10 protein-coding genes are annotated in these 21,858 nt (G+C 65.4%); 3 read left to right on the forward strand and 7 right to left on the reverse strand.

The genetic code is table 11. The features are described from left to right. Positions 1 to 27 precede the first annotated feature (27 nt). The gene (locus HUW62_RS15140; protein WP_163865826.1) at positions 28 to 1,857 is read right to left on the reverse strand and encodes a HAMP domain-containing sensor histidine kinase; all 1,830 of its coding nucleotides are present in this window, start codon (positions 1,855 to 1,857) and stop codon (positions 28 to 30) included. 223 nt (positions 1,858 to 2,080) lie between these two features. Here HUW62_RS15140 and HUW62_RS15145 point away from each other — a divergent pair, with 223 nt between their 5' ends. Next, a complete protein-coding gene (locus HUW62_RS15145; RefSeq protein WP_176434870.1) occupies positions 2,081 to 2,821 on the forward strand; it encodes a hypothetical protein in 741 nt (246 codons plus the stop codon). 223 nt (positions 2,822 to 3,044) lie between these two features. After that, positions 3,045 to 7,979 carry a myxosortase-dependent M36 family metallopeptidase gene (locus tag HUW62_RS15150; RefSeq protein WP_176434871.1) on the forward strand — a complete coding sequence of 1,645 codons (4,935 nt, stop codon included), beginning with the start codon at positions 3,045 to 3,047 and terminating at the stop codon, positions 7,977 to 7,979. A 979-nt stretch (positions 7,980 to 8,958) separates the two neighbouring features. Here HUW62_RS15150 and HUW62_RS49970 read toward each other — a convergent pair. From HUW62_RS49970 to HUW62_RS15170, 4 genes are all read right to left on the reverse strand, one after another. Beyond that, positions 8,959 to 13,530 (reverse strand): RHS repeat-associated core domain-containing protein, encoded by a 4,572-nt coding sequence (locus HUW62_RS49970; RefSeq protein WP_176434872.1) that lies wholly within the window; start codon positions 13,528 to 13,530, stop codon positions 8,959 to 8,961. A 1,825-nt stretch (positions 13,531 to 15,355) separates the two neighbouring features. Beyond that, positions 15,356 to 16,111: a hypothetical protein gene (locus HUW62_RS15160; protein ID WP_176434873.1), complete on the reverse strand. Its 756-nt coding sequence runs from the start codon at positions 16,109 to 16,111 to the stop codon at positions 15,356 to 15,358. Between the two features lie 133 nt (positions 16,112 to 16,244). Next, positions 16,245 to 16,448, reverse strand: a complete 204-nt coding sequence (locus HUW62_RS15165) for a hypothetical protein (RefSeq protein ID WP_163865820.1) — start codon at positions 16,446 to 16,448, stop codon at positions 16,245 to 16,247. 85 nt (positions 16,449 to 16,533) lie between these two features. Then, positions 16,534 to 17,976, reverse strand: coding sequence for a C39 family peptidase (locus HUW62_RS15170; RefSeq protein ID WP_176434874.1), 1,443 nt, complete (start codon positions 17,974 to 17,976; stop codon positions 16,534 to 16,536). 166 nt (positions 17,977 to 18,142) lie between these two features. Between HUW62_RS15170 and HUW62_RS15175 the strand changes: the two genes are divergently transcribed. Continuing rightward, on the forward strand, positions 18,143 to 19,135 hold the full coding sequence (locus HUW62_RS15175) for a hypothetical protein (RefSeq protein WP_176434875.1): 993 nt from the start codon (positions 18,143 to 18,145) through the stop codon (positions 19,133 to 19,135). Between the two features lie 51 nt (positions 19,136 to 19,186). Here the strand turns inward: HUW62_RS15175 and nadE are convergent, their stop codons facing one another. Then, positions 19,187 to 20,182, reverse strand: a complete 996-nt coding sequence (gene nadE / locus HUW62_RS15180) for an NAD(+) synthase (RefSeq protein WP_176434876.1) — start codon at positions 20,180 to 20,182, stop codon at positions 19,187 to 19,189. 22 nt (positions 20,183 to 20,204) lie between these two features. After that, a complete protein-coding gene (locus tag HUW62_RS15185) occupies positions 20,205 to 21,779 on the reverse strand; it encodes a class I adenylate-forming enzyme family protein (protein WP_176434877.1) in 1,575 nt (524 codons plus the stop codon). Positions 21,780 to 21,858 lie beyond the last annotated feature (79 nt).

Consider the following 21,858-nt stretch of genomic DNA (forward strand, 5'->3'; position numbering starts at 1 on the left):
GGGTGGAGGAGGGCGGGGTGGAGGTGGTCATCGACGCGGCTCGTGGAAGGTCAGCGCGAACGTGGTCCCCTCGGGTGTGGAGGAGGCCACCTGGATGTCGCCATGGTGCAGCTTCATGATTTTCCGGCACAGCGCCAGGCCTAGCCCGCTGCCGTGAACCTCCTGTCCGGGAGGCGTCAAACGATAGAAGTCCTGGAAGACGTTCTCCCATTCGGACTCGGGGATGCCCACGCCGTTGTCGCGGAAGAGCATGGTGCAGCCATGCCCCTCGAACACCCGGGCGCTCACGGAGATGCGCACGGGGCTGCGCTGGTTGTATGCGCACGCGTTGCGGCCCAGGTTGGAGAAGAGCAGCCGCAACAGGGACGGGTCCGCCTCCAGCTCAGCGTCGTCCATGTCCGTGGTGAGCTCCACCGGCACGAAGGTGGCCGAGGCCAGGTCGTCCCGCAGCGGGTTGACCAGCTCCTCCAGGCGCACGCGCGAGGAGCGCAGCGTCCAGCGCCCCTTGTCGATGCGGTTGAACGACAGGATGTTCTCCACCAGGAAGTGGAGCCCGTCGGCGGCCTGGACGATGCGGGCCGGGTAGTCGCGGACCTCGGGCGTATGGGCCAGCTTGCGCTCCAGCGTCTCGCCGAGCAGGCGGATGGAGGCCAGCGGCGTGCGCAGCTCGTGGGAGACGGTGGCCACGAAGTCGCTCTTGAGCTCCAGGAAGCGGTACTTGCGCTGCTGCGACACCAGCGCCAGCGCGACGATGGCCGCGGCGAGCGCGCCGCACACGGCCACCAGCAGCGTCTTCAGGCCATAGCGCGCTTCGATGTCCACCTCCGCGCGAGCCCACTCGGGCAGCTCCACGAGCAGCGGAAGCTCCCGCGCCGGTATCGCCGGGCGGTCCCCCACCAGGCGCACCTTTCCGTCCGCGCCGAAGAGCCCTCGCGTGCGCATGTCCTGGGTGATGGGGACGAGCAGCGCGGGGATGTCCACGGCGATGCCGTACAGCACCTCCCCGCGAGGCTCCACGTACCACTGCTCTCCCAACAGGGTGGGCTCCACCAGGCTTTCGGGCATCACGAGCATGCCCGCGCCCGCCTCGCGCGAGCGCTCCAGGAAGTCGCGCGTGGGCTCGCCCAGCGCGGCGCTCAGCCGGAGGATCCGCGACTGGAGGAAATCGAAGTCCGCCTGGGAGAAGCGGGAGCGCGCGCGCAGCAAATCCCGCTGCAACCCCGCGCCCCGGCCGATGCCGCCGAACTCCTCCGGGAGTCCCTCTCGCAAGAGGGCGCGGATGAGCGGCGTGGTGTGGGGGCCGCGCTGCAGGTGCTCCACCGCGAGCAGCAGGAACGGCAGCTCCTGCTCGGCGGGAAGCGTCTGGCGGGTGTGGTGCCGCAGCAGCTCCTCCACCAGCGCGGTGGCTCGCGACGACTCTCCGGCGACCATGGCGGCCTCGGCCGCGCGCAGTCGTGCGAGCCGGGGCTCCCAGCCCTCCGTGTGGACGCTGCCCCGGAGGTGGTCGGAGAGCATCTCGTAGAGGGCGCGCGCGGGCATGTCCTCGCCCGGCAGGGGATGGGTGAGGCGCGGGAGGAACTGCTGGCCGCGGAACTGGAGATAGAAGCCCTCGCCGGGGGCGAGCGGGTTGTCCACGGCGGCGTGGAGGGCGGAGACCTGCTCCTCGAGGTGGCGGGCGAGGACCTGGCGCAGGGACTCGGTGGCGGCGTGGGCCAGCGCGTCACGGCGGGAGCGGACCTGGGCGTGCGCGTCCTCGCGCTCGCGCGTGAAGATACGTTGGAGGCTCACCAGCCCCCATCCGAGGGCGAGGAGCCCGCAACCCAGGGCGATGAGCGTCGGAAGGAGCCTGCGCAACATGCGATTCGCTGAGGGTGACTATCGCACAGGACGCTGCCCTCGGAGACCTTTCGCATCGCCCCCCAGGGCTGGCGAGTGTCCCGGGCCAGCGGACGGTCGGCCTCGCGGTCCACGGGGCGACAGCGGAAGGCGGGGGGGACTGGCCGCCAGGGCAAGACGGTGCCGAGCTTCAGCCGTGGGCCCGAGGTGTCCACGCGGGCCTCAACCGAAGGGAGGTCCGCTGATGCACTTTCCCCTGTCACGGCTGTCCCCCGATGGGCCGTTGGTGCTGTGGGGAGGAGAGCTTCCCTCCGGCGGGCTCAAGTATCTGACGTTCTCACGCTACCTGGAGACGATGCCCGAGGGCGCCTGCGGCCTGGTGGAGCTGTCGGGCTCCTCGTCGTCGCTCGCGCTGGATGCGTTGGGCAAGGAGCGCGGGCTGCCGGTGCTCGCGCTCACGGACACGGCGGGTGCCGCCTACCTGCGAGGGCAGGGGTTCGGCGGTGAGGTGCGAACCGTGCGCCGGTTGTCCGAGGCCTGGGAGGTGGCGCTGGGCTACGAGCGTCAGGGCTGGTGCTGGCCTCGTCAGCTCTCCAACGGCGCGCTGGTGGGGTGCGTGGAGGGCTGGGCCAGCGAGCTGCGCGACGTCGTGCGCGAGTCGTTCCCCAAGGTGCGGCTGGTGGTGAGCGGCTTCGGCACGGGCGCGACGGTGGTGGGGCTGCACCGCGCCTTCACGCCGGATGGCTACGACGTGGTGGGTCTGCAGCCGTCACTGGGCGCGCCGCTGCCGGGCTGGCGGCGGTGGATGGAGCAGAACCTGGGCGAGGCCGACCTCTTCCATCCACACCGCGAGGAAGTGGTGCTGGAGACCGCCGGGCCCAAGCACTCGGATGGCCTGGCCGCGCTCCTCACGTATGCGCGCGCGGAGGCCCGGCCCGACGAAGTGCTGGTCATCGCACACAACGCCCGCCCTCCGTTTGGCTGATGCACGGCCTCTCAGTGAACGCAACTGTGTGACAAATAGTCTGCCTTCTCCGAATTGCCAGCCAGGAATCGTGGCAATTCTCGGTATTCTTGCACGGGGAGCAGGCGAGTTGCGGGGGGCTATTGTGTTGGAAACGCAATAATCAATAACCTCTGGACGCCCTTGCCGAGCAGGCGTCCGACGGCGTGGGGCTCTCAACACCACCCGAGAGAGGTCGTCGTTCATGAAGCGTCTTTGGATGGGCACGGTGAGCGCTGTGCTCGCAGTGCTGATGTGGTCCCCGCAGGCACACGCGAGGCAGGCCGCGGTGGATGCCTTCCTCCTGTCGCCGGCGGATCGCTCCCTGCCCCAGTCCGCGGCAACCGCATCCCAGCGTGGGCTGCGCATCAACAGCGTGGAAGGTCGTCTCGGCGTACCGACGTTCGTATTCAGTGAGCGCTCCCTGAGCGCGGGTCCGCAGCAGTCGAAGGCCGCGCGTCCGCTGACGCAGGCCAGCGCGAACACCGCGGCGCGTGAGCACCTGCGGGGAGTCGCGGACCTGTACCGTCTGAACGCCTCCGAGGTGAACAGCGCGGAGCTGCGCTCGGTGCACCTGCCGAAGGACGGAGAGGGCGCGGTGGTCGCGACCTACGGCCGTCGGGTCAATGGCATCGAGGTGTTCCGCAACGAGGTCAAGGTCGTCATGGACGCCAGCCAGCAGCTGGTGGCCATCTCCGGCTACCTGCAGCCGCGCCAGCAGGACGACGAGCGCAACGCCCAGGCGTCGGCCTTCCGCGTCTCGGCGCCGCAGGCCATCTCCCGCGCGTTCCAGGACATGACGGGCAGTCCGCTGGACGCCCGGGCCCTGGTGCCCGCGGGCGCGAAGGGCGACTACAGCCACTACACGGTGGATGCGAACCTGATGTCGACGCACGGCATGGGTGAGGCGCCGCGCTCGAAGCAGGTCCTCTTCCCGATGCCGGACGGGCTGGTGCCGGCGTACTACGTGGAGGTCAACGCGGGCCCGGCGGCCAACCCGGACGCCTCGTACACGGCCTACGTCATCGACGCGCGCGACGGCTCGCTGCTGCTCAAGCACAGCCTGGTCCAGTCCGAGGCGTTCACCTACCGCGTGTGGGCGGACCCGAACACCAAGCTGCCCTATGACGGTCCCCAGGGCACCGAGGGTACGCCGCACCCCACGGGCATCCCCGATGGTTACCAGGAGCCGTTGGACAACCCGGCCAACCTGGTGACGCTGGAGAGCTTCCCGTTCAGCCGCAATGACCCGTGGCTGCCGGCGAGCGCGACGGTGACGACGGGCAACAACGTCGACGCGTATGCGGACCTCGGTGGTGGCGACGGCTTCCAGCCGGGCTTCGATCTGCGCGCACCGCTGAGCGACGTGGCGGGCCGTGGCTTCGACTACGCCTACGACACGAGCATCCAGCCTGGTGCGAACCAGACGCAGCAACTGGCCGCCGTGGTGAACCTGTTCTACATCACCAACTTCCTGCACGACTGGTTCTACGACGCGGGCTTCGACGAGGCCTCCGGCAACGCCCAGATGAGCAACTACGGGCGCGGTGGCCTGGAGGGCGACAGCCTCCGCGTGGAGGCGCAGGACTCCGGCGGCCGTAACAACGCCAACATGGCGACCCCGGCCGACGGCGCCCGTCCTCGCATGCAGCAGTACATCTTCGACAGCTCGGCGGAGTTCCGGATCACCGCCCCGGCGCCGCTCGCGCAGGCCCACCGGACGTACACCGCTTCGTTCGGGCCGTCGATCTACGACCTGTCGGGCGAGTTCGTGGTGCCCCCCACCTTCGCGGGCGACGCGGCCAAGACCACCGCCTTCCGGATTGGTTGCGCGGACGCGAACGGAGCCGACCCCTACGGCGGCACGACGCCGTTCACCGGGAAGATCGCGCTCATCGAGCGCGGCTCCTGCTCTTTTGGCTACAAGGTCCTCAATGCGCAGCGCGCGGGCGCCAAGGCCGTGCTCATCACCAATAGCGCCACGGGCGCGGTGGGCGGCATGGCGGCCACGGGCATCCCGGCCATCGACAACGCCATCACCATTCCGTCGCTGCTGGTTGCCAAGCCCGCCGCCGATGCCTGGCGAGCGGCGCTGGCGACGAGCGCAGTCGAGGCGCGCATGATTCGTGAGGCGGACCGCGACGGTACGCTCGACAACGAAATCGTCGCGCACGAGTGGGGGCACTACATCTCCAATCGCCTCGTTGGTAACGGCTCGGGTCTGACGAACAACCAGGGCGGCTCCATGGGCGAGGGCTGGGGCGACTTCCACGCCATGCTGTTGTCGGTGCGTGCGGAAGACGTGACCAAGCCCGGTAACAATCAGTGGCAGGGCACCTACGGCATGGCTGGCTTCACTCAGAGCGGTGCGGGCAACCAGGGATACTATTTCGGCATCCGCCGAGTTCCCTACAGCACGGACATGTCCAAGAACGGCCTGACGCTCCGCCATATGGCGGATGGCACGCCCCTGCCGACCAACCACCCGCTAAACGGAGGCGGGAACAATGCCGAGGTCCACAACGCGGGCGAGGTCTGGGCCACGATGCTGTGGGAGTGCTATGCGAGCCTGCTGAACGCCCATCCGTTCGCGGAGGCGCAGGACCGGATGAAGCGCTACCTGGTGGCGGCCTACAAGGCGACGCCGGTCAGCCCCACCTTCCTGGAGGCGCGTGACGCAGTGCTGGCCGCCGCCGCCGCGAATGATCCCGCGGACTACCAGCGCTTCCTGGCCGCCTTCGCCAAGCGTGGTGCCGGCTTCGGTGCGCGCGTCGCGGACCGCAACAGCGCGGACCACATCGGCGTGGTGGAGAGCTTCCAGGCCGGCAACACGCTCGAGGTCGTCAGCATCAGCCTGGATGACACGGCCACGGGTTGCGACAAGGACGGTGTGCTGGACGCGGGTGAGACGGGTCGCCTCACCGTGACGGTGCGCAACGTGGGCGCCGCGGCAGTCAGTGGCGTGACGGCCACCGCGGCCTTCGCGGGTTCCAGCGAGGGTGTCGAGGCGGCGTTCTCCAGCGGAGCTACACTCAACTTCGGCAACATCGCTCGCGGTGCGACGGCGACCGCTTCCGTGACGGTCTCGCTGACGGCGGCTCCGCCTCCGTCGGCGGGTGCCCTGGCGGTGCTCGGCTTCAACGTGACGTTCCCGCACACCCTGGTGGAAGGTTCCACCAGCCGTGCGTTCCAGACCGCGGTCAACTACGACGAGCGCGCCAATTCGTCGAACACGGACACGGTCTCCACCCAGGGCACGCCGTGGGTGGCGTCGACGTTCAACTACCGCCCGCTGTGGGAGAACGGGTACGCGGGTGCTCAGTACTGGCACGCCTCCAACGAGGCGACGAGCATGGACAAGCGGCTGACCTCGCCCCTGTTCAGCGTCGCGGCCGGGCAGAACTTCACGCTGTCCTTCCGTCACCGCTTCAGCTTCGAGTCCGCCTTCCTCAGTGGCGTGTGGGTGCACTTCGATGGTGGTGCCATCGAGGTCTCCGTGAATGAAGGCCCGTGGGTCAACTGGTACGACCTCGACTGGTTTGCTGGCACGACGGAGACCGGCGTCAACCTCAACCTCCTGGATACCGGGAACGAGTATCTCGGTGGGCTTCCTGCCTACGTGCAGCTGAGCGCGAACTACCCCGCGTTCAATCCGGTGACCTTCAACTTCGGTCAGCAGTTCGCCGGCCGTCAGGTCCGTGTGCGGTTCCGTCAGGCCTCTGACGGCGGCGTGGGGGCCTATGGCTGGGATGTCGACGACATCCGCGTCACGGGCATCACCAACACGACGCCGTTCACCTCGCGCGTCGCGGAGACGTATACGGGCACGGGCACCGCTCCGGCCTGCAACGTGGCGCCGGTGGCGGAGGCGGGTCTGTCCCAGACGGTGGCGGAGGTCATCGTGGGTGCTGGCGGTGTGCGGACCCCGACGGTCATCACGCTCAACGGCACGGGGAGCGTCGATCCCGATGGCTCCTCGTCGGGCCCGCTGACGTACGCGTGGACCCAGGTGGGTGGCCCCGCAGTGACGCTCAACGGCGCCACCACGGCCACGCCGAGCTTCAGCACGCTCGTTGCCGCGAACACCATCTTCACGTTCCAACTCGTGGTCAGTGATGGCACGGAATCCAGCCTGCCCAAGGTGGTGCAGGTCATGGTGACGAACGTGAACATCCTCCCGGTCGCGGTGGCCGGCGTGAAGGATGGTGGACCCACCACGGTGGACGAGCGTTCCGGCAGCATCACGCTCGACGCGTCGGGTTCGACGGACGCGGACGGTGAGACACTCCGCTTCGCGTGGACGCAGACGGCGGGCCCGGCGGTGGTGCTGGATTCAGCGACCAGCGCCACGCCGACGTTCACGCCTCCGGAGGTGACGGCGGACACGGCCTTCACCTTCCGCCTGGTGGCGAATGACGGCATCAGCGCGAGTGCTCCGGCGACGGTCACCATCACCGTTCGTCAGGTGGATCGCGCGCCTGTGGCGAACGCGGGTGTGGATCAGGAAGTCAGCTCGCGCTCCACGGTGACGCTGTCGGGCAGCGCCGAGGATGCGGACGGCGAGGACATCACCTATGCCTGGACGCAGACCGAGGGTACGACGGTGGCGCTCACGGGGGCGGACACGGCCACCGCGAGCTTCACGGCGCCGGATGTGTCGGGGACGTCGGCGGTCCTGCGCTTCAGCCTGGTGGCGACGGCCAATGGTCAGGCCGGCGAGGCGAGCACGGTGACGGTTACGGTGACGCGCGACAACCGCAAGCCGGTGGTCACCGCGAACAACAGCTACACGGTGCACGAGGGCTCGGGCGTGAAGATGCGCGCCACGGGCACGGATGCCGACGGTGACGAGCTGGCGTACACGTGGTCGCAGATCGCGGGTCCGTCCGTGCAGATCCAGGATGCGGACAAGGCGGAGGCCTCCTTCGTGGCCCCCGACGTGTCGGAGACGTCCGTGCTGCTCTTCCGTGTCCGCGCCAGCGATGGCGTGAGCACGAGCGACGCCGTCGAAGTGTCGGTGACGGTGCGGAACCTGGCGGACGAGGGTGGCTGCAGCGCGGCGGGTGGCAGTGCCACCAGCGCGCTGGTGCCGGCCCTGGCCATGCTGGCGCTCGCGCTGCGCCGTCGTCGCAGGAGCTAGTGAATCGCCCGGTCTGAGGTCGGAGCGGGAAGTGTGAGGGGCGGTCCCGGGAGGTCTCCGGGGCCGCCCCTTGTTTTTGAGAGGGCTGCCGCGTGTTGGGCGGAAGGGCCTTGAACACACGGAGGATGGCGATGTTCGTGATGTCGATTCAGCGCCCGTACTGGGCACGGTGGATGGTTGCGGGGGTGTTGTTGATGGGGCTGGGATGCAGGGGGCCTGGGGATGAGCTGAAGCGCGAGGCCGCTCCTCCGCCACCGCCGGACGCATCGAGCGAAGTGATGGTCCGGCACGAGCTGAAACAGGAGGATGCGGGCGCCCCGGTGTGTCCTCCAGAGTATTTCCATTGCTGCGATGGGAGCTGCTCGGAGGACAAGCGGTGTCCTGGCATTGCTTGCGACCCGCGTCCCGTGCCGCCGAGTTTCAAGGAGTAGTCCGGCTCTGGGATTCGAAAACCTACTCGACTCCATCTTTTGATGATGAAGTCGAGCGACCTACTTCGTTGGCGTTGAGTTCTTTTCGAATCGAAATTGACCCAGCCTGTAGCCCCCATCGTCGAGCCCGGCTTGGGAGCGATCTCTGACTCCGAGCGTCACCAGAATACAATCGGGTCCCATATCGCCTCTGATCAACAGGCTTATTCGCTTGCCGTAAATGAACCCTGGTTCAATCCGCATCAAGTCGGCCGCCTCCGGTGGAGGAAGCGAAGAGTCGGCGACGTCGTGCGGTACGAATGCCCCGTCACAAGTCTTGACCCTCCGGACCTCGATGGATGCTCCTTCGGGCAGGCGTCTGTCGACGACAATCGAGGAGTCGCCCTCTAGAAGCAAATTCCCGGATATCTCATGTCCATCGTAGCTTGGATTGAGCCATGTGATTCCATTGGAAATCTGCGGATTTGAGAGTGGCGTATGGCTTGCGGCGCGAGTCGCCGTACATGCTGAAGCCATGGCGGAGAGAAATAGCAAGTATCTGCTCATGGTCATGGGAGCACGATATCTGTTTCTTCCTTCTTGGGTGTGCAGGTGATGTGGCCATCATTGCCCGGGACATTCTTACCCTGGGTGTGATTCCAGCCGCAGTTGTGCGCTGCTTCATGGACAATCGCAGAAATGGCGCTTTCGTCTGAGCAGGGGCGATTGCACCATGCAGCCTTCGATTCGGGACGATTGCACGACTCGCCAAGTCGGCCTACAGCGATCCGTGCGGGGTCTTTGCATACCTCTTGGAAGTAATCACCTGCGCATTGGAATCTCATGGAATCCACGCGTTTGACGACGCAATCCCTGAGGCATTTGTCGCTGATTCCTCCGGCGACGCTTTTGACGCGAATTTGCATGTCATTGGTCGCGCCAAGTTTGCATTCCTTGTCGACCGTGTAGAGGCCGCTAGGGTCAGTGAACCCCACTGCATTGTTGTTCGCGTAAGCGTATGCAAGAGCGCCCGTGCCCTGTAGCGCTTTCGCCTTGACGAACCCAGGCTTCCGCATGATCGGCTCCGGCTGGAGGTATTTTCCTGTGCCGGGATCATAGAACCGGTTCCAGTTCTCGAAAAGATCCGTCTCGATATCGTGGTACTGGCCGGGCATCCGCAATGGTGTCCAAAAGTATGAGGCGCCGGTTTGGACTCGGCGGTACTCATAGGCTGAGATGACGACGCCCGAGTAAGCCTTCTCAGCATTGGGCGCTGCGACTGTACAGGTGCATGTGAAATTGCAGTTGATGCCACTGCAGACCTGCCCCTGGATGCATTGACTGACACCTGAGTTGGCGATGGACGCTTGGATGCCCGCTGCGCCAGGCATGACCCACTCCGTCCACATGCGACCATCGTAATAGGGGGCGATGTCGGTCAGCCTGCTGCTGCTCGCCACATCATTGATGTAGAGGTAATCCATGATGTCAGGAACGCCGCCCGACGGGCAGTCGTCCGCGTCTCGCCAGAGGTCCAACGAGTCGATGAGGACGCGCTGACTCAAGGTGGTGCCAGCGACGGTGGGCTGCTTCATGATCGCGCCGAGGACGCCCGTTGAGGTGGTGTATGGGTGAGGTGATTCGATGTCGACGCTGACGCGGTTGACGTGGCCAAACGCATCGTACTCGCCGGTTCCGGTGACGCGTCCCTGGGAATCCAGCATCAGGACGGGCTTGCCGAGGTAGTCGGTGACGAGATGATAGATGCCACAGGATGCAGCCTCGTCGAGGCGCTTGCAGTCGGCGGTCGTATCGGAGAGGTGTGACCACGAAGCATCCAACTTGCCGCGAATGACGGCGATTGGGCGGTCGTCGAGCCACACATACTCGTCAACCGGATGCATGGAGGCGGCGAGGGTGGACGAGTTCCCCTGATCCACCAGGAGGCCCTTGTTTCCATTGTAGAAGTACTCGTCCTTGATGCCAGTGGGGTAGTCCTTGAGCCGGCGCTTGCCGGTGCCGTCATAGAAGTAGTTGTATGTCAGTCCCTCGACATTGACGGACTTGAAGACGGAGTCGGTGGCGCCGCTAGAAGTAGGGCCCGAGGTGAAGTTCAGAGAGAAAGCAGAACTGTTGGGGCCCGCATGCCATTGCTTGCTCGAGACCCGCCCATCGGCGTCGTAGTAATACGAATAGCCGAGCTGGGAACCTGCTTGGTTGGAATAGCGAGAGGCGAGCTGGTCGGGGTGGCCGAGGTTGGAATAGCCGAGGGTCCAGGTGTTGGCCTCTCCGGACTCGGTGATGCGATTACCTCGACTGTCGTGACTGAAGGCGCGAGTCGAGAATGGGCCGCCCTGCGTAGTGAGCGTGCTCGTGCCGCTCGTCAGCCTCAGTTGGCCGTCGTAGCCGTAGGTCTCGATGCGAGGCGAGGAGGTTCCCAACAGACAAGTATCCGCTCGAATGAGCTGGTCGGCCTGCCAAGTGTAGAGCTGTTTCAGCACGCTGCCATTGCCACTGCCGGGAGTGAAGTTGACTCCTGAGGCGAGAGTGGAGACCCACAGCGCTCGCAGTCGGCCTGTTGCATCACCGGAGGTGACGGATGGAGGTGCGGACGGGCAGGAAGCGGGCGCCGCCGAGGAGTTGTCTCCCAGGGCGTATTCGATACTGCCGGTCGTGGCGGAAATTGCATAGTAGGTGCGGTATCCCCGCAGCCCACCATACGGTTCCCACGTCACCTGTGAAACCAGCGGCGTTGATGCGGAACCCGAGGAACTCCAGGTCTGGACGCTGATACTGGAAACGCGGTCTGCAAGACCTCCCGTCCCGTACGTATAGTTGACGGTGCGACCGTATGGATATGTCACCTGAGTTAGGTTGCCATTGGCGCTATACGAGTAGAGTGTGTGAGGCGTCTGGTAGGCCGTGGCACCAGCACAAGAGGTGGTCCCGGTGCGCAGGCGGACCTCTCTCACTGTGCGACCCCACGCGTCATAGCTGAACCAGGTACGTCCGAATGAGTCGTCTCGGTAGAGGAGGCGGCCGCGTGTATTGGCGAGCGATCCACAGGAACTGTCGAGGCTTGCGGACTCGTCATATGCCAGGGCGTAAAGGCCTTCGGCGCCACCGGAGACGAGCGGCGATACATGCGATGCTGCAAGGGCGCGACCCATGAAGTCGTACGAATAGGCCAAGTAGTCCTTTGTACTAACGACTGCCATGGCGGGGGTCTGTTTCACCAGTTGGTTGCCCATCGCATCATAGGTGAACCGGGTGGTTCCCGCAGATGTTCCGGCTCCGGTGCTCGCGAGGGTCGCCTCCACGAGACGCCCGAAGTCGTCGTACTGATAGCGAGAGGCGTGTGCAGAGGGGGGGGCTGTTGCACAGCTCGTCGTGTCAGGAAGTCCGGCATCGATACTGGTGACATTGCCATGTGCGTCGTGCTTGAAGCATGTCCGAGTGGTTGTACCACTCGTAGCGTGCTCGTCCAGGCGCTGAATTCGCTCGGCTCCATCATACTGCAGCGTGGCGCAGGCTGATGACGTGGGCTGTCCATCCGTGCCGGCGGCACACCATGCAGGGGGTGCATTGAAGGCTTGGCCAATGCCGGTAACACTGTCGGCGCCGTTGTAGCTCTTTGTCGCGGCAAAGCTGCCAGTTCCAGTTCCCGCCTTCTCCCAGGTGGTGCGCCGGTGGGCATCGGCAGCATAGGAGAGGAGCTTGCGGGTGACGCCCAGAGCGTCCTGATAGCGTTCTTCGTTGACTGTTCCATCAGGCCAATAGGTGTAGGAAACTTTCTCGGTCCAGGTCGCAGCTGTGGCAGTGGAGGACTTGGCCTTCCATTGCAACCTGTCAGTAGACGTGCCGCCAGTACAGCCAGAAGTGGTTCCCTGGCGGTAGCAGGAAACCGAGTAGTTGCCCTCCGGATGCAGAATATAGGTTTGGTGTCCGGCGCTGTCGTAGCCGTAGCTTGTCACGACGTCGGGTTGCCCGATGACGCGCACGCTCGTCGTCAAGAGTTGATCGTCCTGGTAGGTCGAGAGTGTGGTGACGCCGTTGGCATCAATCATTTTCGTCACGCGCCCGCTCGCATCGTAAGCACTGTACGTCGTCTCAACTGGAGGACTCGAAAGACCTGCAGGGTACTCGGCTGACTTCTGCAGTTGGTTGCGTCGGGGCGTCGTCTCCGTATCGGGCCAGTAATAGCTACGTGTTACCGGATAGGTGGTGCCGAAGGCGCAGTCGGTGGCGGCTTCGTTTGCGACCCAGCACGGCCCATGTTTCTCGAGGGTTCGGCCAAAGCCATCAGCGGTAGTTTCGCCCGTGCGTGTTGTCAGGAAGAACGTGCCCACCCAGCGTTGTTGGCTGCTCCATACGCCGGTAGAAGTGTCAAAGGCGCGAGTCCAGCCGGACTGAATCGTGGCAGCCAGTCGCCCCGTGGAGTCGTAACGGTTGAAGGTGCGAGCTTTCTGTCCGGCAGCCCCGAGGATGCTGGGCTTTTCGGTCGTGGCTGGCAGTTGCTCTCCGGTAGGTCCGTAGACGTAGGAGAAAGTCTCCTCCTCGAGCGCGCCGGTGCCAGTCATGTCTACCGCGCCACGCTTGATGCTCGTTCTCTCCAAAATCGAGGCTGGAATTCCGGTGCCGGTAGCTGGAGATGCGTGTGAATAGACCTCCCAGAAGTCGCGCTTGTTTTTGCGAGCTACTTCATGAGCGGGTAGGGAGCCGGCTGCGCATGCCCACTCGTAACGCTCGGTGCCGGGACTGCAGGCTCCCGTAGTGCTGCACGCGTCTGTTGTCTGGTAGAGGCGGGGTGACGTCGTCTGGGCTGCGTTGGTGAGAGTCTCATGTTTACGCACGAAGCCCGCAGGTCCCGTTAGTCCGTTGCCACGTCCAGCGAAGGCATCAGTCGCAGTGCGCGCATTGGGTTGCGCGCCGCAACAGTTGCTTCCAGGCTGGCACGTGGATGCGGTGCTGGCGCTGAGGGTCAGTTGTTCGCCAGGGGCAAAGGCGGTGGACGCTGAGCGCGTGACGCCCCTGGTGGTGTAGTCATGGCGCGTCACCAGGACATCGCCTACCGAGGCTTCAAGGGCGGCGCTGGAGTAATTATAGGTCAGGGTCTTACTGGCGAGGACTGCTTGAGCCACCAATCCGGGCCTCTCAGTGCTGCTGGAGTCCTGGACATACGAGTAGGTGACGGCAGGTGTGGATTCCCCCCGACGCTTTACGCTGCGAATGACGCATTCAGTGCCATGGATGGATGCTAGTTGTGCGTATTGGAAGTCCAGCGCGCTTGAGGAACTGCTAACGCTTGCTAGATAGGGTGCTCCCGCGGCGCTGCCTGTGTTTCCTGTAGGGCACGTGAGGCCCGAGGGCGCCGAGTAGCTGAGTACAGCCTCCTGGATTCCCGACGCTGAAACGACTCGGGTTAGGAAATAGCGTTCCTGGGTTCCGCCGTTTTCAATATGCTTCGCGTCGAAGTGAAGCTTGCGGCCACTCGACTCAGTTAGGATGAATCCAGTGGCAGTCCGCTGGAGTCGCTCCCGCTTGCTGACGGAACTGCCGAAGGCTGACGCCGTGCAGGACGTCCCTATGCAAGGTGTGAATCGCGTCACGGCGCCCGTGCCCTTGACTACCGCCCATTTGGTGGCTGCCAGATGGACGAAGCTGTAATGCTCGTGCCACCAATTTAAAGTGTCTTCCTGGGCGGCATTGCTTCCAAAGGGTTTAGGGACGGAGCGTACCAGTCCCTCCATTTGCCACGTCTGTTCGGAAGAGGTGTAGTGGCGGCGAAGTTTAAGCGTGTCTAGACTGCTGCTCAGTGTCAGGTCTGTCTCGACGAGGATGCTCTCGCCTGTGTCGGCGTGGACGGGATCGCCAATAACAGGTATCTTTTCTCCATTGGGTCCGCAGGTGCACGACTTGCCATTCTCGCAGTCCGGGGGTGGTTTTATGCAACCTTCGTCGCATGTAGACCAAGCATCTGTTTCCGGGTTGCAATCAGTTGATGCGAGTCGGGCACATGAGGAGACGTATTGCCCACTCCAGTCATCAAACCAGGGGCCGATGAGTTCGCATGCCCTCCCCTCGGATAGATTGCAGTTTAGTGCAGAGTAATAGAAACGGAGGGAGCCATCGCAACTGCACTCGGCGATTTTGTCGCCATCGCAGTATCGTCTGACTCCAGTGCATGTCTGGGCTTGGCTGGTGTTTGATGTTAGGGTGAGGAGAAGAGCGAGAAAGCCTAGTCTGGCTAGCAGAGGCATTGCTTGTGGTCCTAAGGAATAATGATGGAGGCGGAACCCGAGCTTCGTGGTGGCGTGAGCACCCCGCGGAAGTGGGCGAAGTCACTGGGGAAATGCTCAGCGTGAAGAGTAGGATTGGGGACCGCGGGGATGTCAGGCAATCAGCTGGAGGGCGGGACGCAGAATCGCTCCTGGCCGGAAGCGACTGGTTGCTGGCAGCGCCACTGCGAGGGACAGTCCGCAGGTTGCATGCATGTGCGACTGCAGACATAGCCGGCTTGGGAGGGCATGCCTCCATGCGGTGCCGCACGAAGGCACAGGCCTGATGCACAGTCTGTGTGAGAGCCCTGTGTGCAGTCTTCACCCAAGGCCATACGCCCGGCTCCCACCTTCGTGGCTCGGTGTTCCGTCAGGATGGGCGGTTGCTTGGCGGCTCTGTTTTCCTTCCGAGGTTCACTGTCGCCGCACCCTGTCAGGGCGAAAAGAAGCAAAAATCCAAGCGTTCGACGGCGTCCAACGCGCATCCCCATGTCCAACCTCCCGTATTCCCGAGTAGTTAAACTCGATCTGTACGAAAGTGGTCAACGTGTTCTGCGGGAGATGGATTTGTGCATGCGCGATGGAACGCGCAAGTCATTGCATCGGGACTGCGAGTGCTGCTTTGGGTTTCCTGGAGTGCGGGGTGGGTCCTCGAAAGGCTTCCACCCACTGTCCTCCCAACCCCAGACTACGGGTCCTGAGACCGACCTTCACGAGGACCACGGGGCCGGGAGTTCATCTGCTCCTCGCGCCGCATGATGTTGTATTTGGCCCGCTGCTCCTCATCGAGCAGGGCCTTCATCGCCTGGTCCGTCTCGTCGCGCTGTGTCCGCAACGCCTGACGAATGTCACGCGGGTTCTTCGCGCCGGTGCGCACCTCCTCGAACAGGGTGTTGCGCGTGGTCTCCTCGGCCTCCAGCCGGCGCGTCAGCTCCTGCTCCTGCGAGTAGTTCAGCTTCGCCTCGGACACGAGCCGCTTGATGCGCTCCGTGCGCTGCTCCGTCGAGCGGACCTGCGCCTGCATCCACTCCTCCTGCCGCGAGCGGAACTGCTCGGTGCGCATCTCCTCCTGCACTGAACGCATCGCGTCCTTCAGCGCCTCGCGGCCCCCCTCGGTGCTCAAGGTCTCACCGGTCATCAGCCCCCGGACCTCGTTACGGAGCTGATCCAACTCCGCCGTCAGGGCCGGCGCCGCGCCGCCCCCATCGCCGCCCGTCCCCGCCGGCCGCCGCTCCAGCTCCATCAGTCGCCGGGACAGGCTCAGCGTGGTGTCCTCCAAGGCCTGGATGCGCCGCTCCAGGCCTTCCTGGCTGGCGGGCACGGCGGCAACGGCTTCGGGCCGCTCGGAGGTGGGAGGCGCCTCGGTACGCCCCGGGGCCCAGAGGGCCACCGCGAGCGCGGCCGAGGCGAGGACGAAGGACACAGGGCCAAGGAGCTTGTTCATGACTTCTCCGACGGGGGCAGGGACGCCGTATTCCATACCCCGCCCGCCGCCCTCGCTCCACCCCGGTGTAGGCCCCAGGCCACCCACCGGTACGGGCCCTCGCGCGGCTCCTCGCCCCGCGCGAGGGCTCGTCTCAGCCCTGCTGCGCGGCCCCGGCCGGCTCGTCCATGTCGATGGGGCCCTGGTCAGGTCCCATCTTCAGGGCGCACGCATCGCACATCCAGAAGCGGACGATCATCCCGTTCTCGCCCGTGGACGTGTAGGTGGAGCCAATCACCTCGCCCCCCTCGGTCTTCTTGCAGGAGAGGCAGGTGTGCGTCGGGTTGCTCTGCGTCATCACGAAACCTCGGGGTGTGGAAACGCAACGGACCGGCACCCAGGGAGTGTCGGTCCGCGCGCGAGCCTACTTCACTCCGGCCAGGTCAGCCGATGGCCATCTGATAGCCACCGTTGGGGTTGGAGCTCAGGAAGTGCCGCATCTGCTCCGGCGTAATCGTCTTCACGTTCGCGTCGGCCGGGTCCCGGACGATGAAGTTGCCCTTCGAATCCATGCCCGCCACCGTGACGTAGTGGCCGGACGTGCGGCCCTCGTTCTGGTGCGGGGGCATGGCGTGGTAGTCGCCGTTGGCCACCACCAGCTTGCCCGCCTTGAGCTGCTCCGTAATCCACTCCACGTTGGCGCCGGGGCCCTTCGTCACCGCGTTCTTGCCCATCGCCTTCGCCATCTGCGCGATGCCGTTGACGCCCGTGCCGTTGGACGACGTGCCGCCAATCCTGCCCAGGTGGTTGATGAGCTGCGCGTCCGTCATGTCCTTCCCGTAGCCGAAGGCGCGCGCAATCTGCGCCATCGACGTGGGGCCGCAGTTCGCGGGGCCGTTCGTGTACGCGCCGTTCTTCCCAGCCGGGTTGTACTGGCTGATCTGCGGAACCTTGCTCGGGTCCACGCGGCCGTCACCCGTGACAGGCGCGGCGCCGTCCGTGGCTTGCGGTCCCGTGGGCTTGGGATTGAGGTCCACCGGCCCGGGCTTGTTCGTGCCCGGCGTGTACGAGCTCTGGTCCTTGCCCGCGACGCCCGGCAGCTTCAGCGAGTCACCCGCGAGGATGAGATTGGGGTCGGTGATCTTCGGGTTCAGCTCGCGAATCTGGTTGATGATCTCCCAGTGCGAGCCCTCCATGCCCTGGCCCTTGAGTTTCGAGGCGATGCCCCAGAGCGTGTCACCCTTCTTGATTTGGTAATCCGACTCACCCACCGGCTTGCGCGAGTCCACCTGGTTCGGCGCCACACCCGGCTTGTTGCCCGGCGTGTTGTTGTTGCCGCCCGTCACCGTGCTGTCGGGCACGTTGGCGTTCGTCCCGCTCGGCGTCTTGCCTCCGGGGAACAGCCTGTTCATGTGGTTCTGAATCTTGCTCTGGTAGTCGTAACCCCGAGCGTCGTTCATGTTGCCCGCGCCCCGGTGCCACTCGCGCGCGGCGGCCAGGCTGCTGCCGTGCTTCTTCGTCAGGTCGCCAATCGTCTTGGCGAGGAACTCCATCTGCTTCTCGGGCGGAATCGTCTTCGCGTTCGCCCCGCGGCCCACCTGCATGCCGGACCACTTCTCGAACGAGGGCAACAGGCCGTTGTCATCCAGGCCGATGAGTCCGTGGCCCGTGCCGTCCTGGTGCACGCCGTGGTTCTTGAACGACGACTCCTGCGCGACGATGCCCGCGAGGACCTTCGGGTCCGCGCCGTACTTCTGCGCGTACTTCTCGATGTACGGCCAGAGCTGCTGGAGGTTCAGCTGAGCGTCTCGGCCCTGAGGCAGGCCCGAGGTCTGCGTCGAGGTGGGCGAGTACGTCTGCTGACGACCTTCAATGCGGGGGGACATGGGGCACTCCGCGATTGGAAACAGGGGTGTGGGAACAACCGATGCCCGGATTGTCGGCGGCTGAGAAGAAGAGTTGCGGCGACCCAGGTCGGTTTGGCCTGACTTCCGGGTTCGGAGAGAGATAGACGTGGAGCCTGTCTGGGTGAATCCACACAAGGAGTCGCGAATGAATGCACTGCGTTACGGGCTCGTGACTGGCGCGTCATTGTGTCTGTGGGCGGGCCTCGCAGCCGCGCAGCAACCGCCACTCACGGGTGTCTATGCCAAGGAGGGCGCCACACTCGTGGTGCTGGAGGGGGATGGGCAGACGTATGTCCAATACGACTCGAATTTTCCGAGCGGGAAGGGCACGGACGCCTGTGACTGCACCTTCGCTGTGGAGAAGAAGACCTCCCCGAAGTCATGGGACCTGACGACCTACATCCATCGTGAGAGTAAATGGACGCTGGGGCTGGAAGCCGACAGGCTGGTCTTGAAGGGGCAGGGGCCGGGCTGTTGTGGCGCGGGGTGGTCCGGGCAGGACAGCTTCTCGCGGGCCTCCCTCCAGGCCTTGTCGACGTGCACGCTGAAGGCGAAGGAGGCCCTCCTGCGGCCGCTGGATGGGACGCGGCAGGGGCCCACCCTGGTGGCCGGGGACAAGGTGGAGATGCACGCCTCGTTGCCGATGCCGTACAACGTCCTCGTGCGCGTGGTGAAGGGGCCGCGGGTCGCCACGGGGCTCCTGTCGGCCAACGAGCTGGAGTGCAGCGGGCTGAAGGGCGGCCTCGAGGCCGCGTCCGCCGATGCGATGCGCGCCCTGGCCGGCAAGTGGGTGCAGGTGCGGCGCAAGGGCAAGGGCTACCTCATCGAGGAGTGGTGCGGGTCGAACACGCCCTCGGTGACGCTGGAGGCGTCCGGGTCGATTCTCATCGACTACGGCCAGGATGACCTGCTGGGCCAGGTGCGGCGCGTGAATGCCGAGGCAGGTGGCGGCTCGACGCTGCTGGTGGCCTACCAGCGCGGAGCCAGCGAGATGCTGAAGTGGACGGTGACGGACCCGAAGCGGAACGTCATCCGTCTGCAGGGTGGGAAGGACTACTTCCGCGAAGGCTCGCTCTACGTGCGCGACGACGCGCGCAAGGGCATCCCTGTGAAGGCCGAGGCCTGCGAGGAGGAGTAGTCCCCGCTCGAAGGACGGGAGGCGAGGGTGCCTCCCGTCCACCCTTCATCTTCAGCCGAGCTTGAAGGGCTCCAGCTCCGGCACCTTCTCCAGCAGCAGCGGCGGCGAGTGCAGATAGGCCGTGCTGCGGCGCTTCTGGTCGATGTCGTCGTAGACGCGCTGCACCTGGGTGGGCGTCAGGCCCATCACCTGCGCGGCCTCGTCCGTGGGCACCGCGTGGTTCTTGGCCCACATCAGCAAGTCCAACTGCGAGTAGTGCACGGAGAAGTAGAAGTCCTCCTGCGACTGGGGAAGGCTGAACGTGTCGGTGGTGGGCTCGCCGCTGGTGATTTCGTCGATGACGCCCAGGTGCTTGGCCAGCTTGTATGTCTGGGTTTTGTAGAGGCCGGCGATGGGCTTCACGTCCGCGGCGCCGTCGCCCAGCTTCACGAAGAAGCCCTGGTCATACTCCAGACGGTTGGGCGTGCCCGCCACCGCGAAGTTCAGCCGGTCCGCGTGGAAGTAATCCATCATCTTCCGCGTGCGCTGTTTGAAGTTCGTCGCGGCGACAATCTGGGTATAGGCCTGGGGAGACAGCCGGAAGCGGCGCTCCTCGCCATTCACTTGCACCACGACGTAGAAGAAGTTCACCGCGTCCGTGTTCAGCCGGTCGCCGTGCATGACAATCTTCCACTTCATGTCGGGCGTGAACTCGGGGAAGACGGACTGCACCGCCTCGTCGCGCTGCCGATAGCAGCCGGCGGCCTCGAGGATGGGGGCGATGTCGTGGAGCTGGTACTTGATTCCCAGCTTCTCGCAGAGCTTGCGGCCCAACTGCGAGCTCCACCCGCTGGAGTCCTTCTCCGGCAGGAGGATGCCGAAGACACGCTCGGGACCCAGCGCCCGCACGGCCAGCGCCGCGACGCACGCGGAGTCGATGCCGCCGGAGATGGCCACCACGAGGCCGCGCTTGCGCAGCTTCTTCGTCACCGTCTCGCGCAGCCCTTCGGACAGCTCGGCGGCTTTCGCCTCCCAATCCAGTTCCAGCACCTGCTTGGAGAATTTCATTTGTGGACCCCTCTCGAACCCTTCACGAAGAACCGACCGACGAATATTGAGTGCGCAGCTCCGCCTTGAGCACCTTTCCACTGGGCCCGCGCGGCAGCGCCTCCACGAACACCACGTGCTTGGGCACCTTGTGCGCCGGCAGCGACTCCCTGCAGAAGCGCCGCAGGTCGTCCTCCTTCACCGCGACGCCTTCCTGGAGCGCCACCACGGCGCACGCCGCCTCGCCACCCAGGGCATCCGGCACGCCCACCACCGCGACTTCGCGCACGGCGGGGTGCCGCGCGAGCTGATGCTCCATCTCCGCGGGGCTCACCCGGTGGCCGCCCACCTTGAGGATTTCCTTGGCGCGGCCCACGAGGAAGATGAAGCCGTCCGCGTCCTTCCACGCCAGGTCGCCCGTCCAAAGCCAGCCATCCTTGAGGATGGCCGCGGTCTCCTCGGCGTCCTTCAAGTAGCCCGGTGTCACGTTGGCGCCTCGCGCGACCAGGTGGCCTGTCTCGCCTGTCGGCAGTGCCTTGCCATCCTCGCCCACGACGCGCAGCTCGACGCCGGGAATCGCCACGCCGATGGAGCCGGCCTTCTCCGTGGCTCGCGTGGGCGGCAGGTAGCTCAGTCGCGCGGTGGCCTCTGTCTGGCCATACATGACGTACAGCTCGGCGGGGTAGAGCGCGTCGCGCGTCCACTGAATCGTGTCCGGGGACATGCCTCCGCCGGCCTGAGTCGCATAGCGCAGCCGCAGCTTCGACAGCGCCTCCGCGCCGGCTTGTCTGCGCAAGAGCTCGAAGGTGAGCGGCACGCCCGCGAAGCCGGTGCTCTTTTCGGCGGCCATCGCCTCCAGCACCACCTGCGGATACATGAAGCGCGGGTCCAGGAACACCGAGCCGCCCACGAGCAGGTGCGTCTGGAGCACGCTCTTGCCGTAGCAATAGTGCAGGGGGAGCACCAGGTGCGCCCGGTCACGAGAAGTCAGTCCCAGGTACTCGACGATGGAGCGAGTGTTCGCGGCGATGTTGCCGAAGGTCTGGATGACACCTCGAGGCGTGCCCGTGCTGCCCGACGTGTAGACGATGGATGCGTGGGCCTGGGCGGACGTCGAGGGCATCGCGTCCAGCGGCGTCACCTTCACGTCCGCGTCGAGCGCTCCGTCCTCCTGCACCCATGTGCACGTCGCGGGTGAAAGCGCCTGGAGCATCCGCTCCGGAGGTCGCGCGGAGTGGACCACGTACAGGTGTCCGAGGCCCTTGCCGGTCCACTTGCGCGCGTCCTGTCCGAAGATGAAGGCATGACGTGCGCCCGTCTGCGCGAGGATGGCGTCGACAGACGTCGCTCCGGTCTCCCGGTCCAGCTCCACCGCGCAGGCGCCCAGGGCCTGCACCGCGAGCGCGGCCACGGCGCCCGCCGAGCCCAGGGGCAGGGCGATGAGGACCTTGTCTCCGGCTGCCACACCGACTGCGTGCAGATGCCCCGCGAGGGAGCGCATCCGCTCGGAGAGCTGTCGATATGTGAGCCGCGTCCACGGTGAGTCCACCGCCGAGGCGTCCGGTGTGCGCTCCGCATGGCCAAGCACCCACGAGGGTGCGGAGTCCGTCGTGCTCATACGGCCTCTCGTCCCCATGCAGGGGCGACAGTCGGGTGCTCGGAATGGCCAGGCACCCACGAGGGTGCGGAGTCCGTCG

The sequence above is a fragment of the Myxococcus sp. AM011 genome, from assembly GCF_013372595.1.
GTDB lineage: Bacteria > Myxococcota > Myxococcia > Myxococcales > Myxococcaceae > Myxococcus > Myxococcus eversor.

Excerpts from the sequence above, each read along its gene's own strand:
- HUW62_RS15170 (WP_176434874.1), bottom strand. The coding sequence starts at position 17,976 with ATGTCCCCCCGCATTGAAGGTCGTCAGCAGACGTACTCGCCCACCTCG.
- HUW62_RS15150 (WP_176434871.1), top strand. The coding sequence starts at position 3,045 with ATGAAGCGTCTTTGGATGGGCACGGTGAGCGCTGTGCTCGCAGTGCTG.
- HUW62_RS15175 (WP_176434875.1), top strand. The coding sequence starts at position 18,143 with ATGAATGCACTGCGTTACGGGCTCGTGACTGGCGCGTCATTGTGTCTG.
- HUW62_RS15145 (WP_176434870.1), top strand. The coding sequence starts at position 2,081 with ATGCACTTTCCCCTGTCACGGCTGTCCCCCGATGGGCCGTTGGTGCTG.
- HUW62_RS15165 (WP_163865820.1), bottom strand. The coding sequence starts at position 16,448 with ATGACGCAGAGCAACCCGACGCACACCTGCCTCTCCTGCAAGAAGACC.
- HUW62_RS15140 (WP_163865826.1), bottom strand. The coding sequence starts at position 1,857 with ATGTTGCGCAGGCTCCTTCCGACGCTCATCGCCCTGGGTTGCGGGCTC.
- HUW62_RS15185 (WP_176434877.1), bottom strand. The coding sequence starts at position 21,779 with ATGAGCACGACGGACTCCGCACCCTCGTGGGTGCTTGGCCATGCGGAG.
- HUW62_RS15160 (WP_176434873.1), bottom strand. The coding sequence starts at position 16,111 with ATGAACAAGCTCCTTGGCCCTGTGTCCTTCGTCCTCGCCTCGGCCGCG.
- nadE (WP_176434876.1), bottom strand. The coding sequence starts at position 20,182 with ATGAAATTCTCCAAGCAGGTGCTGGAACTGGATTGGGAGGCGAAAGCC.